The organism is Phaeacidiphilus oryzae TH49 (assembly GCF_000744815.1).
Classification (GTDB): Bacteria; Actinomycetota; Actinomycetes; order Streptomycetales; family Streptomycetaceae; genus Phaeacidiphilus; species Phaeacidiphilus oryzae.
This window is the reverse complement of sequence record NZ_JQMQ01000005.1, coordinates 4,174,095-4,188,159: the sequence shown is the minus strand read 5'-3', so window position 1 is coordinate 4,188,159 and position 14,065 is coordinate 4,174,095. Positions and strand designations below refer to the sequence as shown.

At 74.0% G+C, this 14,065-nt stretch carries 13 protein-coding genes and 2 pseudogenes; 3 read left to right on the top strand and 12 right to left on the bottom strand.

All coding sequences use genetic code 11. From position 1 onward, the window contains the following. The first annotated feature begins 39 nt into the window (after window positions 1-39). Together BS73_RS22335 and mug are read left to right on the top strand one after the other, a co-directional pair. A complete protein-coding gene (locus tag BS73_RS22335) occupies window positions 40-1,368 on the top strand; it encodes an MFS transporter (protein ID WP_051940278.1) in 1,329 nt (442 codons plus the stop codon). A gap of 67 nt (window positions 1,369-1,435) precedes the next feature. Then, window positions 1,436-2,014: a G/U mismatch-specific DNA glycosylase gene (mug, locus tag BS73_RS22330; protein WP_037575169.1), complete on the top strand. Its 579-nt coding sequence runs from the start codon at window positions 1,436-1,438 to the stop codon at window positions 2,012-2,014. A gap of 11 nt (window positions 2,015-2,025) precedes the next feature. Here the strand turns inward: mug and BS73_RS39830 are convergent. Both BS73_RS39830 and BS73_RS41005 read right to left on the bottom strand, forming a co-directional pair. Continuing rightward, window positions 2,026-2,190, bottom strand: a pseudogene (locus tag BS73_RS39830) (YccF domain-containing protein); the annotation flags it as partial. Between the two features lie 112 nt (window positions 2,191-2,302). Further along, window positions 2,303-2,554 (bottom strand): annotated as a pseudogene (locus BS73_RS41005) (transposase); the annotation flags it as partial. A 202-nt stretch (window positions 2,555-2,756) separates the two neighbouring features. Here BS73_RS41005 and BS73_RS22325 point away from each other — a divergent pair. Further along, window positions 2,757-3,158, top strand: coding sequence for a YccF domain-containing protein (locus BS73_RS22325; protein WP_037575167.1), 402 nt, complete (start codon window positions 2,757-2,759; stop codon window positions 3,156-3,158). A gap of 33 nt (window positions 3,159-3,191) precedes the next feature. Here the strand turns inward: BS73_RS22325 and htpX are convergent, their stop codons facing one another. From htpX to BS73_RS22275, 10 genes are all read right to left on the bottom strand, one after another. Next, window positions 3,192-4,079: a zinc metalloprotease HtpX gene (gene htpX, locus BS73_RS22320; RefSeq protein ID WP_037575164.1), complete on the bottom strand. Its 888-nt coding sequence runs from the start codon at window positions 4,077-4,079 to the stop codon at window positions 3,192-3,194. A gap of 153 nt (window positions 4,080-4,232) precedes the next feature. Beyond that, window positions 4,233-5,876 (bottom strand): NADH-quinone oxidoreductase subunit N, encoded by a 1,644-nt coding sequence (locus tag BS73_RS22315; protein ID WP_407675145.1) that lies wholly within the window; start codon window positions 5,874-5,876, stop codon window positions 4,233-4,235. A 35-nt stretch (window positions 5,877-5,911) separates the two neighbouring features. Then, a complete protein-coding gene (locus BS73_RS22310; protein WP_037575161.1) occupies window positions 5,912-7,480 on the bottom strand; it encodes a complex I subunit 4 family protein in 1,569 nt (522 codons plus the stop codon). Then, window positions 7,477-9,651 (bottom strand): NADH-quinone oxidoreductase subunit 5 family protein, encoded by a 2,175-nt coding sequence (locus BS73_RS22305; protein WP_037575145.1) that lies wholly within the window; start codon window positions 9,649-9,651, stop codon window positions 7,477-7,479. Before BS73_RS22305 ends, BS73_RS22310 begins: the two co-directional genes overlap by 4 nt. Further along, a complete protein-coding gene (gene nuoK, locus BS73_RS22300; protein WP_037575142.1) occupies window positions 9,648-10,046 on the bottom strand; it encodes an NADH-quinone oxidoreductase subunit NuoK in 399 nt (132 codons plus the stop codon). The genes BS73_RS22305 and nuoK overlap by 4 nt, the downstream gene beginning before the upstream one ends. Window positions 10,047-10,050: 4 nt before the next feature. Next, entirely contained in the window at window positions 10,051-10,728 is a 678-nt protein-coding gene (locus tag BS73_RS22295; protein WP_051940276.1) for an NADH-quinone oxidoreductase subunit J family protein, read from the bottom strand. Beyond that, window positions 10,725-11,336 (bottom strand): NuoI/complex I 23 kDa subunit family protein, encoded by a 612-nt coding sequence (locus tag BS73_RS22290; protein ID WP_407675144.1) that lies wholly within the window; start codon window positions 11,334-11,336, stop codon window positions 10,725-10,727. Before BS73_RS22290 ends, BS73_RS22295 begins: the two co-directional genes overlap by 4 nt. Before the next feature lie 14 nt (window positions 11,337-11,350). Then, window positions 11,351-12,310 carry a complex I subunit 1/NuoH family protein gene (locus tag BS73_RS22285; protein ID WP_037575137.1) on the bottom strand — a complete coding sequence of 320 codons (960 nt, stop codon included), beginning with the start codon at window positions 12,308-12,310 and terminating at the stop codon, window positions 11,351-11,353. Further along, window positions 12,307-13,446 (bottom strand): NADH-quinone oxidoreductase subunit C, encoded by a 1,140-nt coding sequence (locus tag BS73_RS22280; protein ID WP_084704268.1) that lies wholly within the window; start codon window positions 13,444-13,446, stop codon window positions 12,307-12,309. Before BS73_RS22280 ends, BS73_RS22285 begins: the two co-directional genes overlap by 4 nt. Then, the gene (locus BS73_RS22275) at window positions 13,443-14,054 is read right to left on the bottom strand and encodes an NADH-quinone oxidoreductase subunit B (protein WP_037580642.1); all 612 of its coding nucleotides are present in this window, start codon (window positions 14,052-14,054) and stop codon (window positions 13,443-13,445) included. The genes BS73_RS22280 and BS73_RS22275 overlap by 4 nt, the downstream gene beginning before the upstream one ends. Between the last annotated feature and the right edge of the window lie 11 nt (window positions 14,055-14,065).

Here is a 14,065-nt window from a genome sequence, read left to right as displayed (position 1 = left end):
AGAATAGTGCGGCGGTGCCGCTAGGCCCAGGCTGCGGCCATGGCAGAGCAGATCGGCCCCGGCTATCGGGGCGTCTTCGCGGTGGGCGAGTTCCGGGCCGTGTTCGCGGCGCATGTGCTGTCGATCCTGGGCGAGGTGCTGTGCGGCATCGCGCTCTCCGTGCTGGTCTACCGGAGCACCGGATCGCCGCTGCTGAGCGCGCTGAGCCTGGCCGTGGGGATGCTGCCGTACCTGCTGGGCGGGACGCTGCTGGCCTCGGTCGCCGAGCGGTTCCCGGCCCGGCGGGTGCTGGTGGTCTGCGACCTGTGCTCCTGCGTCTGCGCGCTGGGGCTGCTGCTGCCGGCCGCGCCGGTGGGCGCGCTGCTCGGGCTGCGGGCGGCGATGGCGGCGGTGTCCCCGGTCTTCAGCGGCACCCGGATGGGCAGCCTGGGCGAGGTGCTGGGCTCCGGCGACGCCTTCGTGCTGGGCCGCTCGGCCATCCGGATCACCTCGCAGGCAGGGCAGTTGGCCGGGTTCGGGGCGGGCGGGCTGCTGCTGGCGGTGCTGCCGCCGCGGGCGGTGCTGGCCACCACGGCGGCCGGCTTCCTGGGCTCGGCGCTGGTCCTCCGCTTCGGCACGCCGGCCCGGCCGGCCCGCGCGGCGGGGGACACCGGGGCCGAGGCCACGGCGCCGGGGGCCGCCAAGGGGACCGCCATCCGCCCCGGGCTGATCGGTCAGTCGCTGGGCGGCGTACGGGAGTTGGCGGCGAGCCCGCGGGTGCGCGCGCTGCTGCTCCTGGCCTGGGTGCCGCCGGCGTTCGTGTGCGTTCCGGAGAGCCTCCTCACCGCGTACGCCGCCCGGCTGGGCATCGGGACCGGCGGGCTCGGAGTTCTGATGTGCGGGATGCCGATCGGGGCGGTGCTCGGCGAGACCCTGGTCGGCTCGCGGCTCGGGCCGGCCTGGCGGGCCCGGCTGACTCTCCCGGTCGCGGTGGGCGCGATGCTGCCCGCGCTGGGCTACGCGCTGCGGCCGGGGCTCGGGGCCGCGCTGGCCTGCCAGCTGCTGACCGGTTGCGGGATCGCGTACACCCTCGGGCTGGACCAGCGGTTCGTGGCGGCGGTGCCGGAGCGGCTGCGCGGGGCCTCGATGACGCTGCTCACCGCCGGGCTGATGACCGGTCAGGGGCTGGCGATGGCGGTGGCGGGAACGGTCGCCGAATGGGTCCCGGTGCCGGCGGCGATGGCCGGTGGGGGCGTACTGGGGTTGCTGTGCACGGGAACGGTGGCCTGGCGGGTGCGGTCCGCGGAGCGCGGTACGCGACCATGGGGAGGCGGACGGACGACGCGGCGACCACGACGGCGACCGGGACCGCGACCACGAGCGGTGTGACGGGCCCGCGGGCCCCATGGGTCCTGCGGGGCCGCGGAAGCAGGCGAGAAGGGACGGGTGAGCGGCGATGGCCGGGCGGAAGCCGACGGTGGAGGAGCTGGCGGGGGCGGAGGGCTCGACCATCCCCGACGTCATCGGGCCCGGTCTGCGGGTGCTGTTCTGCGGGATCAATCCGGGCCTGTGGTCCGGCGCCACCGGGCATCACTTCGCCCGGCCGGGCAACCGGTTCTGGCCGGCGCTGCACCGCAGCGGGTTCACCGAGCGGCAGCTCCGGCCGGAGGAGCAGGAGGCCCTTCTCGAACGCGGCCTGGGGATCACCAACGTCGCCCCGCGCACCACCGCCAAGGCCGAGGAGCTCAGCCGGCAGGAACTGCTGGAGGGCGGGGCCGCGCTGCGCGCCCGGGTCGAGCGGTACCGCCCGCAGGCGCTGGCCGTCCTGGGCATCGGCGCCTACCGCACCGCCTTCGGCCGCCCGAAGGCCGTGCTCGGCCGGCAGGACGAGGCGCAGTGGATCGGCGGCACCGAGGTCTGGGTCCTCCCCAACCCCAGCGGCCTCAACGCCCACTACACCCTGGACGCCCTGGCCGACCGCTTCCGCGAGCTGCGGCTCGCGGTGGGCGCGGGCGACCGGCGGAGGCAGCGGTAGCTGTCTCCGGCGCTGCCGAAGCGCTGGTCGGTGGGGACGGTCTCACGCCCCAGCGGCATCAGCGAGAGCGGGATCAGCTTGAGGTTCGCCCCGCCGAACGGGATCCCGATGAACGAGACGAAGAGCGGGATGCTGGTCGGCAGGTGGCCGATGGCCAGCCACAGCCTGCCGAAGATGAACCGGAGGACGCGGATCGATCCGCCCCTCGATGCAGAGCGGTGGCACCAGGTCGAGTTCCGGCACAGCCACCTGCGGGCAATCCGCCAGCGCTGTCAGAACCCGTTCCCACGTGCCGTCCGACGTCCACTGCCGGAAGTACCGCTGCATCGTGTCCGGAGAACCGTAGGTCCCCCTGATCTCGTTCCAGCCCTGGGCCGTGCGCGACTTCTCGAAGAGGCCGTCGACCACCCGCCGGACCGTCCTCTTACGCCCCTTGGGAAGCAGCGGAGCAACGCGCGCCCACTGATCGTCCGAGAGCACTTCAGCCGGAACGGTGAGCCCCCGCTCCCGGTGCCATCCGCGCACGCCGCCCCTGCGCATCGGTCGGCCGGTCCCGGGGCGGTGGCAGCCGTCGCCGGGACACTCTTTGTCTCTTTCCTGGACTTTATCGGCACATCTGATGGTTCGTTGGGGATTCGCCTTTTCCCCTGCCCGAGAACCGAGTGCGGTCGGGGGAAGGATCCGGGTCCGCTACTACCCGCGGTGGACGCTCATGCGGCCCGCGGCTCGGTAGGTTTGAGGGGTGAAGGTAATCGACTTCGTCCTGAACATCCTCTGGCTGGTCTTCTGTGGCATCTGGATGTCTCTGGGGTATTTGCTCGCGGCCCTGATCTGCTTCGTGCTGATCGTCACGGCGCCGTTCGGCCTGGCCGCCCTGCGCATCGCGGGGTACGTGCTGTGGCCCTTCGGGCGGACGGCCGTCCGCCGCCCGGACGAGGGCGCCCCTTCGATGGTCGGCAACGTCATCTGGTTCATCTTCGCCGGGTGGTGGCTGGCCCTGGGGCACCTGCTCACCAGCATCCCGCTCTTCGTCTCGATCATCGGGATCCCCTTCGGCTGGGCGAACCTGAAGCTGATCCCGATCTCGCTCATGCCCTTCGGGACTCAGGTCGTCCCGACGGACGAGCGGTTCGGGAACCGCTGACCCCCTGAGCGCACAGCCACTTGGAGCGCCCGGTCAGCGGCGGCGGTCGCCGTCGCGGTCGCCGTCGTAGCCGGCCATGGACTCGAGGCGGGCGATGCGTTTGGGCATCGGGGGGTGGGTGGAGAAGAGGCGGGCGCCGGACTCGCCGCGGCGGAACGGGTTGGCGATCATCATGTGCGAGGAGGTCTGGATGGCCGGCTCGGGCGGGAGGGGGAGCCGGGCGGTGCCGGTCTCCAGTTTGCGGAGGGCCGAGGCGAGGGCCAGCGGGTCGCCGGTGAGCCGGGCGCCGGAGGCGTCCGCCTGGTACTCGCGGGAGCGGCTGACCGCGAGCTGGATCAGGGTGGCGGCGAGCGGGCCGAGGATCATCGTCAGCAGCATCCCGATGATGCCCGGTCCCTCCTCGTCGTCGCTCCGGCCGACCGGGATCAGCCAGGCGAAGTTGACCAGGAACATGACGGCCGAGGCGAGCGCGGCGGCCACCGACGAGATCAGGATGTCGCGGTTGTAGACGTGCGAGAGTTCGTGGCCGAGGACTCCGCGCAGCTCCCGCTCGTCGAGCAGCTGGAGGATGCCGCGGGTGCAGCAGACCGCCGCGTTGCGCGGGTTGCGGCCGGTGGCGAAGGCGTTCGGGGCGTCCGTCGGGGAGATGTAGAGCCGCGGCATGGGCTGCCGGGCGGTGGTGGACAGCTCTCTGACGATCCGGTAGATCCCGGGCGCCTCGATCTCGCTGACCGGGCGGGCGCGCATCGCGCGCAGCGCCAGCCTGTCGCTGTTCCAGTAGGCGTAGGCGTTGGTGGCCAGGGCCACCAGCAGCGCCACCACCAGCCCGTTCCGTCCCCAGAAGCTGCCGACCACCAGGATCAGGGCGGAGAGGCCTCCGAGGAGTACAGCGGTCCGCAGACCGTTGTGCCGGCGGTGCATGCAGAGGCCTCCTACTCCCGCTTTGGTACACGCGGTGCGCGCGGTGCCGTGACATGGGATCAACGGCGGATCCGACCTGCCTAGTTCCCTTGTGCACCGGTTACCGGCGGTACGCCAGCCGCGGCTGCTCCGGTCGGCCGAACCGGCGGGCCGTCAGCCGAACAGGGAGCCGGAGGCCACCTGGAGCACCAGCTGGGGGTAGACGGAGAGGACCACGCCCAGGAGGAGGGTGACGGCGATGCCGCACGCGAGTGGGGTGGAGAGGGTGCGGGCGGCGGCGGGTGGGGCGGACAGGGCGGAGGACGGGGCGGCCGGTCCGACCGGTCCGGCCGGTGCGACCGCGGCAGGGGCGAAGAGGCGGGCGGTCCACAGGACGTAGTAGTAGAGGGCGACGACGACGTTCAGCGCCATCACCACCGCCAGCCAGCCGAGGCCCGCGTCGATCGCGGACCGGAAGACCACGACCTTGCCGAAGAGCCCGACCACCCCGGGCGGCAGCCCGGCCAGGCAGAGCAGGAAGAAGGCCATCGCGAGGGCGAGGGCCGGCCGGCGGGAGAACAGCCCGCGGAAGTCGTCGACGCGGAGCGCGGAGCCGCCCCCGGCCACCACCGCGAACGCCCCCAGGTTGACCACCCCGTAGACCAGCGCGTACGCGGCCGTCGCTCCCAGGGCGTCCCGCGGGTCGGGCGCGGAGCCGCCGCGGAAGCCGGCCGCGGCCAGCGGGACCAGCAGGTAGCCGGCCTGGGCGACGGACGACCAGGCGAGCAGCCGGACCGCGCTGTACGGCGCGGCGGTGCGCTGGCGCAGCGCCGCCGCGTTGCCGACCGTCATGGTGGCCGCGGCCAGCACGGCGAGGAGGGTCCCCCACAGGTGCCCGTACGGGCGGAGGCCGATGACCGTCACCAGGGCGAGGCCGGCGATGCCTGCCGCCTTGCCGACCACCGAGAGGTAGGCGGCGACCGGAACGGGCGCGCCGACGTAGGTGTCCGGCACCCAGAAGTGGAAGGGCGCGGCGGCCGTCTTGAAGGCGAAGCCGACCAGGGTGAGCAGCGCGCCCGCCTTGGCCAGCAGGGCGAGTTGGGCGGGGGCGGCGTCCAGGGCAGGCCCGAGCCGGTCGAGGTACATGGTGCCGGTGGCCCCGTAGAGGAAGCCGATGCCGAGGAGCATCACGGCGGTGGCGGCGACCGAGGAGAGGAAGAACTTGAGCGCGGCCTCTCCCCCGCGCCCGTCCCGGCGCAGCCCGACCAGGGCGAAGGCGGGGAGGGAGGTGACCTCCAGGGCGACCGTGAGGGTGGCCAGGTCGCGGGAGGCGGGCAGCAGGGCGGCGCCGGTCGCGGAGGAGAGGAGGAGGAACCAGAACTCGCCGGCCGGCAGCTTCTCGCGCCGCACGCTGTGCTGCGAGAGGAGGGCGGCGATCAGCGCCCCGCCGAGCACCAGGAGCTGGAAGACCAGCGCGAAGTGGTCGGCGGCGTACGAGCAGGAGGTGGACGGGCCCGGCGTGCCGGAGCCGAGGCAGAAGGTCCGGCGGTCGCCGGCCCGCAGCGGGACGAGGCAGGCCAGGGCCGCCGCGAGGACGAGGACGGTGGCCCAGCCGAGCAGCGGCTTGCGGCGGGCCGGCAGGAAGAGGTCGGCGACCAGCACGGCGAGCGCGCCGAGCGCGGGGACCAGCACCGGCAGCAGGGCGGCCCAGCCGACGTGCTGGACGAGCCGCCCCGCGCCGGGGACGGCGAGCAGCAGGTGGTGGGCGGCGGGGTTACCGGTCGTGAGGTGACCGGCGGTGAGGTGACTGGACGTCAGGTGAACGGTCGTGAGGTGACCGGTGGTCAGCTGGTTCATCGGCCGGCTCCGAGGAGGGTGTGCACGGCGGGGTCGGTGAGGCCGAGGATCGCGGCCGGCCAGAGCCCGGCGAGGACGGTGAGGGCGACCAGCGGGGTCCAGGAGGCGAACTCGTACGGGCGGACGTCGAGGAGGTCGCGGGCCCGGGCGGGGGCGCGGCCTTCGGCCGAGGCCGCCCCCGGGTCGCCCATGCAGACCCTGCGGACCACGGAGAGGAGGTACGCCGCGGTGAGCAGGGTGCCGAGCCCGGCCAGCGCCATGAAGACGAGGAAGGCCGGGCGGGAGAGGCCGGCCGCCGGATGGAAGGAGCCGAGCATGGCGAGGAGTTCGCCCCAGAAACCGGCCAGTCCTGGCAGTCCGAGGGAGGCGACGGCGGCGAAGGCGAGCAGCGCGCCGAGCCTGGGCATCCGGCCGTAGAGGGCGGCGCCGGTGCGGCCGGCCAGGGAGTCCAGGTCGCTGGTGCCGTAGCGGTCCTTGACCGCTCCGACCAGGAAGAAGAGCAGCCCGGTGATCAGTCCGTGGCCGATGTTGCCGTAGAGCGCGCCGTTCACGCCGGTGGCGGTGAGGGTGGCGATGCCGAGCAGCACGAAGCCCATGTGGCCGACCGAGGAGAAGGCGATCAGCCGCTTGAGGTCGCCGCGGGCGCCGGGGCGGGCCAGGGCCAGGCAGGCGAGGGATCCGTAGACGATGCCGACCACGGCGAAGGCCGCCAGGTACGGGGCGAAGGTGGCCATCCCGTCGGGGGCGGCGGGGAGGAGGATCCGGACGAAGCCGTAGGTGCCCATCTTGAGGAGGACGCCGGCCAGCAGCACCGAGCCGGCGGTGGGCGCGGCCGTGTGGGCGTCCGGGAGCCAGCTGTGCAGCGGGAACATCGGTGCCTTGACGGCGAGGCCGAGGCCGATGGAGAGGACGGCGAGCAGCTGGGTGGTGTGGCTGAGGCCGTCGCCGTGCCGGGCGGCGAGCTGGGTGATGTCGAAGGTCCCGGACTTCAGCCCGAGGAGGAGGAAGCCGAGGAGCATCAGCGCGGAGCCGAGCATGGTGTAGAGGACGAAGCGGAAGGCGGCGCGGCCGCTGCCCGCTCCGCCCCAGCGCTGGATCATGAAGTACATCGGGACCAGCACGATCTCGAAGGCCAGGAAGAAGAGGATCAGGTCCAGCGCGGCGAAGGTGCTGAGCATCCCGCATTCGAGGAGCAGGAGGAGCCCGGTCCAGGCGCGCGGGCCCGGGCGGCCGGGTCCGGAGGGCAGGCTGCGCAGGGAGTAGAGGGCGCAGAGGAAGGTCAGCAGGGCGGTCAGCAGGAGCAGGGGAAGCGACACCCCGTCGGCGCCCAGGTGGAGGCGGACGCCGAGGGCCGGGATCCAGTCCAGGTCGGTGCCGGCCTGCATGCGGTCCGCATGGCCGTAGTCGAAGCCGGCGGCGAGGGCGATCGCCAGGGCGAGGTCGGCCGCGGTGACGGCGGCGCCGAGGCGCAGCGCGCGGCCGTCGTCCGGGACCAGGCCAGGGACGAGGGTGGCCAGCGCGCCGAGCAGGGGCAGCGCGAGGAGGGCGATCAGGACAGCGTTCATCGGGTGGTCACCGCTACCAGGACGACGATGAGGACGGAGCCGGCCAGCAGCGCGCCGACGTAGGTCTGCGGATTGCCGGTCTGGGCGCGGCGGAAGACGGTGCCGAGGAGGCGGGGCAGGCCGGCGGCGCCGCGCACGTAGGTCTCGACGACCTCCCGGTCCAGGAAGCGGACGAGGGAGGCGGCGGCCTCGAACGGGCGGACGGCGACCCGCTGGTAGAGCGCGTCGAGCCCGAAGCCCCGGTCCGCCGGCCCGAGCAGCGGCCCGAGGAGCAGCCGCGCCGGGTCGGGCACGGGCTGGCCGGGGATGCCGGCGACGGTGAGGTCGCGGTCGGCGCGGGCGGCAGCGGCGGGCGGCTCGGGCGTGGGCTCGGACGCGGCGGGCGGTTCGGGCTCGGCGGGCACGACGGACGGCTCGGCGCGCGCGGCGGGTGGCTCGGACGCGGCCCTGGCGGGCGGGAAGACGGCCAGGTCGGCCGGGGTCTCCTCGGGGACGGCGGCGGTGGCGCGGAGGGCGCGGGCCTGGACGACCGTGGCGCGCAGCCAGGCGACGTACGCCGCTGCCGCGCCGAGGAGGGCGACCACGACGCCGATGATCGCGGTGGTCCAGGACGGGCGGAGGGAGACCCCGTCGAGGAAGCCGCTGAGCCGGCCGGCCGGGAGGCCGACCACGCCCAGCGCGAGGGTCGGCACGGCGAGCAGCCACAGCGGCCAGCGCATCACCGCCGGCTCGGCCGGCCCGGATTCCGGACCCGTCGCGGAGTCGGTGACGGCTTCGGCCGCTCCCTCCGGGAGGCCCGGGCGGCGGCCGAGGCCGGAGGTGAGCAGCCACAGGCGGGTGGCGTACGCGGCGGTGAGGAAGGCCGTGAGCAGGCCCGCGACCAGCACGATCCAGCCGGCCGCGGCCGGGACCGCGCCCGGCAGGCCCTGGCCGGCGGTGATCGCCTCGCCGGTGGCCGCGTGCTCGGCCGCCGTCAGCACCGACTCCTTGCTGAAGAAGCCGGAGAACGGCGGGATGCCGGCCAGCGCCAGCAGGCCCAGCGTCAGCGCCCAGAAGGCGTCCGGGGTCCGGCGGCGCATCCCGCCGAGCCTGGCCATCGCCGTGATCGAGTTGGAGTGGGCGGAGTGGATCAGGACTCCGGCGGAGAGGAAGAGCAGCGCCTTGAAGGCGCCGTGGCCGAGGAGGTGGAAGACGGCCGCGTCGCGGTCCCCGGCGGCCAGCGCGCCGGTCATATAGCCGAGCTGACCCACCGTCGAGTAGGCCAGCACCCGCTTGATGTCGTCCTGGGCCAGCGCGCAGAGCGCCGAGCCCACCATGGTGACCGCCGCCAGCACGGCGAGGACCACCAGCGCCGCACCGGAGAGGAGGAAGACCGGCATCAGCCGGGCGACGAGGTAGACGCCGGCGGCGACCATCGTCGCGGCGTGGATCAGCGCCGAGATCGGCGTCGGGCCGGCCATCGCGTCCGGCAGCCAGGTGTGCAGCGGGAACTGGGCGCTCTTGCCGGCCACTCCGCAGAGCAGCAGCAGGGCGATCAGCGTCGGGTGGTGGAGCCGGCCGTCGGCGGCGGCGTGGAGGACGTCGGTGATCCGGAAGCTGCCGGCGTCCGCGCCGAGGGCGAAGAGGCCGAACAGGAACGGCACGTCGCCGAGCTTGGTGACCAGGAAGGCCTTGAGGGAGGCCGAGCGGGCCTCCTCGGTCTCCCAGTGGTGGCCGATCAGGAAGTACGAGCAGATGCCCATCACCTCCCAGCCGACCAGCAGCACGATCAGGTCGCCGGAGTACACCACCAGCAGCATGGCGGCGGTGAAGAGGGAGACCAGGGCGGCGTAGGAGGAGTAGCGGGGGTCGTCCCGCAGGTAGCCGGTCGAGTAGAGCTGCACGCAGGTGGCGACCATCCCGACCAGGATCCCGATCAGCAGCGCGAAGCCGTCCACGTGGAGGCCGAGGGTGATCGGGATCGATCCGGTCGGGGTGAGGCGGGTGCCGCCGTCGAGGGTGCGGCCGGGGCCGATGTCCGCGGTGAGGGCGATGGCCAGCAGCGCGGAGGCGAGGGTCGGGAGTACCGCGCAGGCGCGGGCCAGGGTGGCGGACCGTCCGCCGGTGAGGAGGCCGGCGGCGGACCCGAGGAAGGGCAGGAGGGGGACGAGGACGGCGACGACTGCGGTCATCGGGCCGCTCCGGCGGTGCTCTCCGAGACGGCGCCGCCCTGGTCGGCGGGGGTTTCCGAGGGATTGTCAGTGGGGCGTGCCATGGTGGGTCCCTCGGCGAGGTCGGTCATCCGGTCGACGTCCGAGTTCCCGCGGTTGCGGAAGACCAGCAGGACGATGGCCAGGCCGAGTCCGATCTCGGCGGCGGCGATGGTGATGGTGAAGAGGGTCAGCGCCTGGCCGGCGTGGAGGGTGTCGCGCAGCCAGACGTCGAAGGCCACCAGGTCGAGGTTGACGGCGTTGAGCATCAGCTCGACGGACATCAGGACGAGTACCGCGTTGCGGCGGGCCAGCACGCCGTAGACGCCGATGCAGAAGAGGAGGACCGAGAGGACCGCCGGATAGGCGAGGTGCACGGGGTCAGCCCTCCTTTCCGGTGTCGATGGGGGCGGCGGTCGGCGCGGCGGTCGGGCTGGTGGTCGGGGTGGCGGTTCGGGTGGCGGTCCGGGTGGCGGTCTCGGCGTCGGCGCCTTCGGCGCGGCGGCGGGACAGGATGATCGCGCCCACCAGCGCGGCGAGGAGGAGGACGGAGAGCGCCTCGAAGGGGAGTACCCAGTACCGGAAGAGCGTGCCGCCGTTGGCCGCGGTGCTGCCGGCGCCCGGGGTGAGGTCGATCCAGGTGCTGCGGAAGGCGTCCACGACCAGGGTGACCAGGGTGGCGGCGGCGGCCACCGCCACGCCCAGGGCCACCCAGCGGTTGCCGGAGTCGGCGTCCGGTGAGCGGCCGATGGGGGCGCGGGTCAGCATCAGGCCGAAGAGCACCAGCACGATCACCGAGCCGAGGTAGATCAGCACCTGCACCCAGGCCACGAACTCGGCGGTGAGGAGGAGGAACTCGACGGCGACCCCGCCGAGCGCGACCACCAGCCAGAGGGCCGCGTGCACCAGCTGCCTGGTGGTGACGGAGAGCAGTCCGGCGCCCAGGACGGCGAGGCCGACCAGGACGAAGACGATCTCGACGCCGGTGGGCGAGAGGAAGGAGTGCCCGTGCGAGCCGAGGTCGGCGCCGGTGACGGCGGCGAGCTGTCGATACGTCACTTCTCCCCCTCTCCGGGCTGATCGGCGGCGCCGGGGTCGGCGGCCTTTGCCTGGGCCTCTGCCTCGGCCTCTGCTTCGGCCTGCGCCTTGGCGGCGGCCTTCTCGGCGGCCTTGCGGGCGGCGGCGATCTCCTTGGGCTCCTCCGCCCGCGGGTCCAGCGCGGGCGGGGCGGGAACGGTCCACATCCACTCGCGGAGGCGGTCCCGCTCGTGGGTGAGGTCCTTGATGTCCTCCTCGGCGTACTCGAACTCCGGGGACCAGAAGAGCGCGTCGAAGGGGCAGACCTCGATGCAGATCCCGCAGTACATGCAGAGGGAGAAGTCGATGGCGAAGCGGTCCAGGACGTTGCGGGTACGGGCGCGGGCACCGGGGTCCGCGGCGGGCAGCGTCTCCTTGTGCGAGTCGATGTAGATGCACCAATCCGGGCACTCGCGGGCGCAGAGCATGCAGACCGTGCAGTTCTCCTCGAGGAGCGCGATCACTCCGCGGGAGCGCGGCGGCAGCTCCGGCTGGACGTCCGGGTACTGGGCGGTGACGGTGCGCCGGGTCATCGTCCGCAGGGTCACGGCGAGGCCCTTGGCGAGGCCGCGGCCGGGGATTCCGGGCAGGGAGGGAGCCATGGTCAGGAGGTCACCACCTTGACGACGCCGGTGATCACCAGCTGGAGGAGGGCCAACGGGATCAGCCCGAGCCAGGCGAAGCGCTGGAGCTGGTCCTCGCGGAGGCGCGGATAGGTGACGCGCAGCCAGATCACGACGAAGGCGAGCGCGAAGGTCTTCAGCAGCGTCCACAGCCAGCCCAGGCCGGAGGCGAAGGGGCCGTGCCAGCCGCCGAAGTAGAGGACGGCGGTCAGCGCGCAGAGGACCAGGATCCCGGCGTACTCGGAGAGGAGGAAGAGGGCGAAGCGGAGGCCGGTGTACTCGGTGTAGGCGCCGAAGATGATCTCGGAGTCGGCCACCGGCATGTCGAACGGCGGCCGCTGGAGTTCGGCGAGGCCCGCGGTGAAGAAGACGAACGCGCCGATGATCTGCCAGGGGATCCACCACCAGTGGAAGGCGCCGAGGATCCCCGGGAGGGAGACGGTGCCGGCGGCCATCGCCACCGAGGCGGCGGCGAGCAGCATCGGCAGCTCGTACGCCATCAGCTGGGCGGCGGAGCGGACGGCGCCGAGGAGGGAGTACTTGTTGGCGGAGGCCCACCCGGCCATCAGCGAGCCGAGGATGCCGACGCCCATGGCCGCGAGGACGAAGAAGATGCCGGCGTCGACGGTGGCGCCGACGAGGCCGTTCGGGCCGACGGGGATCGCCACCAGCACGATCAGGTACGGGAGGAGGGCGACGGCGGGGGCCAGCTGGAAGACGCGGCGGTCGGCGCCGGCCGGGACCACGTCCTCCTTCTGCGCGAACTTGACTCCGTCGGCGACGAGTTGGGCCCAGCCGTGGAAGCCGCCGGCGTACATCGGGCCGAGGCGGCCCTGCATGTGGGCCATGACCTTGTGCTCCGTCTGGCCGATGACGAGGGGGAGCACGAGGAGCACCACGAGGGTGGCGAGCGCGCGGAGGAAGGCGTCGAGGAGGGTCACTGCGCGGGTCCTCCGGCCTGGTCCTCGTCGGTGGTGTTCTGGCCGCTACGGGGTTGCGGGTCCGGGTCGGCGGGCGACTGCGGGTCGGTGGACGGCTGGTCGCGCCGTTCCCCGCGCCCCTTCGACGCGCCTGCGGCGCCGGAGGCGCCTTCGGCGGGGGGTTCGCCTTCGGCGGGGCGGGGTTCGGGGCGGGGGGCCGGGTCGGCGGCCGGCTGCGGGTCGGTGGACGGCTGGGCGCGCAGTTCCCCGCGCCCCTCAGGGGCGCCTTCGGCGGGGCGGGGTTCGGGGCGCGGGGCCGGGTCGGCAGCCGGCTGCGGGTCCGTAGGCGGCTGGGCGCGCAGTTCCCCGCGCCCCTTCGACGCGCCTGCGGCGCCGGGGGTGCCTTCGGCGGGGGGCGGGGTGGGCTGGGGTTCGTTCCAGGGGAGGTCGGTGGGGCGCTGGCTCGCGGAGCCGGCGGAGGCGGAGCGGGCGCGGCGGGCCGGGCGTTCGGCGGCGGCCGCGCGGGCGCCGCGGGCCGGGCGCGCCGGGGCCGGGGGGAGGGTGCCCTTGAGGGGGCCCCATTCGTTGGGGTCGGGGACGCCCGGGGGGAGCATCTTGCGGCGGGTGCCGGCGCCGGCGCCGTGGTCGGCGTCGGACTCGCCGGGCTCCTTGGCGCCGGGCCAGGCCTTGGCGACGCGCGCGGCGAGGACGAACTCCTTGCGCAGAGGGTGCCCCTCGAAGCCGTCCGGGAGGAGCAGCGGTGCCGGGTAGGGGTGGCCGGTGAAGTCGATGCCGAACATCTCGTGGGTCTCGCGCTCGTGCCAGGCCGCCCCGGCGTAGACGCCGACGGCGGTCGGCAGCGCGGCGGCCTCGCGCGGGAGCCGGGTGCGGAGGAGCAGGCGGCGGACGGAGCCGGGCCCCTGCTCCTCGCCGACCCGGGCCAGGTGGGCGCAGACGGCGAAGCCGTCGGCGAGCTCGTCGACGGCGCTCAGCCAGTCGAAGAAGCCGAGGCCGAGGCCGTCCCGGGCGGCGGTCAGCGCCTCGATCCAGTGCTCGGCGGGGACGTCGACGGTGATCAGGTCGTAGCTCTCGGCGGCGGTGGCGAAGGGGCCGATCGCCGCCGCGTACTGCTCGGGGATCGGCGTGGCGGTGCTCATCGAGGGGTCCCTCCCTCGGCGCCGTTCCCGGGGCCCCGGACCAGGCCGCGGCGGAGGGCGCCGGCCTTGGGTCGCTTGGCCGCCGACGCCGGGTACTGGTCGGCGAGGGACTCGCGGGCGATCTTCTCCTGGAGCTTGAGGATGCCCTGGAGCAGCGCCTCCGGCCGCGGCGGGCAGCCGGGGACGTAGACGTCGACCGGGATCAGCTGGTCGACGCCCTTGGTGACGGAGTACGAGTCCCAGTACGGCCCGCCGGAGTTGGCGCAGGCGCCGAAGGAGATGACGTACTTCGGTTCCGGCATCTGCTCGTAGAGGCGCTTGACCGCGGGCGCCATCTTGTCCGTGACCGTCCCCGAGACGATCATCAGGTCGGCCTGCCTGGGCCCGGGGGCGAAGGGGATGACGCCGAGCCGGATGAAGTCGTGGGTGGCCATCGAGGTCGCGATGAACTCGATGGCGCAGCAGGCCAGCCCGAAGTTGAAGACCCACAGGCTGTACCGGCGGCCCCAGTTGAGGACCACCTTCACCGGGTCGGGGGCGAGCCGGGCCAGCGGGCCGAGCCGGCGGGGTTCGAGGTCCGCGCCGCCGGGGCGGGCGGGGTCCGGCATGCCGAGCGGGA